This window comes from uncultured Rothia sp. (assembly GCF_937976295.1).
Lineage (GTDB): Bacteria > Actinomycetota > Actinomycetes > Actinomycetales > Micrococcaceae > Rothia.
The window spans coordinates 1-2,021 of the sequence record NZ_CALJRY010000060.1 but is presented as its reverse complement, the minus strand read 5'-3'; the positions used below and the strand labels follow the sequence as shown (position 1 = coordinate 2,021).

The window sequence follows — 2,021 nt, the reverse complement described above, 5'->3', positions numbered from 1 at the left end:
CAAGCTTGCCCTTCGCCGCCAGAATCGGGTTCACAAAATACAGCTTGTACGGCGAAGCCGACTGCAGGTACGTCGCCACGAAGTAGGAGGCGCGCGAAATCTTATCGCTCATACCCACAATCGCAATCGTGCGGGTATTACGCAGAATGTTCAGACGCTCGGGGGCGGAAGGACCCACCCAGGTACGCTTCTCGGTCATTACTTTTCCTCCTGAGCGGTAGCGGCGGGCAGGGAGCAGGATGCGCCAGCAACAGCTTCAGCGGCGGCAGCGTCCTCGGCGGCCTTGGCGGCGGCAACCGCCTCCTCAGCCTCCACAATCTTGTCTGCGCTGGACTCACCCACACGCTCACCGGCGTGGTTCAGACCGGTCGCGTAGGTCAGCGCCTGGTCCAGGTCCCAAATGATGTCTTCAACGTCTTCCAGACCCACCGAAATACGGATCAGGTCCTCGCCAACACCACCAGCGGCCAGCTGCTCAGCGGTCAGCTGCTGGTGCGTGGTCGAACCCGGGTGCAGCACCAAAGTACGAGAGTCACCAATGTTCGCCAGGTGGCTTGCCAGCTGCAGCGCACCAATGAACTCGCCACCAACCAGGCGGCCAGACGCCTTCTCGGTGCCCTTGACACCGAAGGAGAACACGGAACCAACACCCAACGGCAACAGCTTCTTCGCGCGCTCGTGGTGCGGGTGGTCGGGCAGGCCAGCGTAGTTCACGTAGGCGATACGCTGGTCCTCAACCAGCCAGTTCACAACCTGCTTAGCGTTCGCCAGGTGCGCGTCCATGCGCTGCGGCAGGGTCTCAACGCCCTGCAGCAGGTTGAACGCAGCCTGCGGGCTCAGCGACGGGCCGAAGTCACGCAACTGCTCAGAACGCAGCTTGGTCAGGAAGCCGTACTCACCGAAGTTACCCCACCAGGACACGCCGTTGTAGGAGGGAACCGGCTCGGTCATCGACGGGAAGTTGCCGTTACCCCAGTTGAAGCGACCGGACTCGACGACGATACCGCCGAGGGTGGTGCCGTGACCGCCCAGGAACTTGGTGACCGAGTGAATAACGATGTCCGCACCGTGTTCGAGGGGGCGGATCAGGTAGGGGGTGGACAGGGTTGCGTCCACGACCAGGGGGATGCCCGCCTCGTGTGCGACCTCTGCGAGGCCTTCCAGGTCGGCAACCTCACCGGAGGGGTTCGCCACGATCTCGGTGTAAATCGCCTTGGTGTTCTCGGTCAGTGCCGCCTTGTAGTCGGCGGGGTCGGTGCCGGGCACGAAGGTGGTCTCAATGCCGAAGCGGCGCAGGGACACGTCCAGCTGGGTGACGGTGCCGCCGTACAGCTGCGAAGAAGCAACAATGTGGTCGCCCTGCTGGCACAGAGCCGCGAAGGTGATGAACTCGGCAGCCATGCCGGAGGCGGTCGCAACCGCGCCGATACCGCCTTCGAGGGAGGCGATGCGCTCCTCCAGCGCGGCGACGGTGGGGTTGGACAGGCGCGAGTAGATGTTGCCGTACTTCTGCAGGGAGAAGAGGTTCGCGGCGTCGTCAGCGTCTTTGAAGACGAAGGAGGTGGTCTGGTAGATGGGGACCGCGCGGGCACCGTGTTCAGCGTCGGGGGTGCCGCCCGCGTGTAGTGCGCGGGTTCGGAAGCCGAAAGTGTGTTCAGCCATTGGTTTGCTCCTGGTGTATCTGCCCGCCTAAGTGCGGGGAGTCGATAGTGGCTCGACTTTATACTGTGCCACCGGCGGCGGGGTGCACCAAGTGCGGGTACCTATATGTCGTTTATTGCGGATTATGACGGGGCATTATATCAGCCGTCATAACAGCCGTCATAGCAGAAGTTGTTATGATGGCTGATATGATGCGCGACCAATAAGACCGATAGAAATACCCGGTTTTAGCCTGCAATTCCGGGTTTTTAGGATTCTAGGCGCGAGGAAAATACCGCATCATATCAACATCATCGCAGGATCGTAACAACATCATGACAGAAATTGTTATGATGCTGTTATGACGTTGCTATGACGTT

At 60.8% G+C, this 2,021-nt stretch carries 2 protein-coding genes; both read right to left on the bottom strand.

The window, feature by feature from the left end:
* The coding region (locus Q0216_RS01700) for a CoA-binding protein (RefSeq protein ID WP_298592440.1) at positions 1 to 199 on the bottom strand (199 nt) is incomplete at its 3' end.
* Positions 199 to 1,662 carry an O-acetylhomoserine aminocarboxypropyltransferase/cysteine synthase family protein gene (locus Q0216_RS01695; protein WP_298592439.1) on the bottom strand — a complete coding sequence of 488 codons (1,464 nt, stop codon included), beginning with the start codon at positions 1,660 to 1,662 and terminating at the stop codon, positions 199 to 201. The genes Q0216_RS01695 and Q0216_RS01700, both read right to left, overlap by 1 nt.
* Positions 1,663 to 2,021 lie beyond the last annotated feature (359 nt).

Bases quoted from the DNA above. Each gene is read 5' to 3' on its own strand.
- Q0216_RS01695 (WP_298592439.1), bottom strand. From the start codon at position 1,662: ATGGCTGAACACACTTTCGGCTTCCGAACCCGCGCACTACACGCGGGC.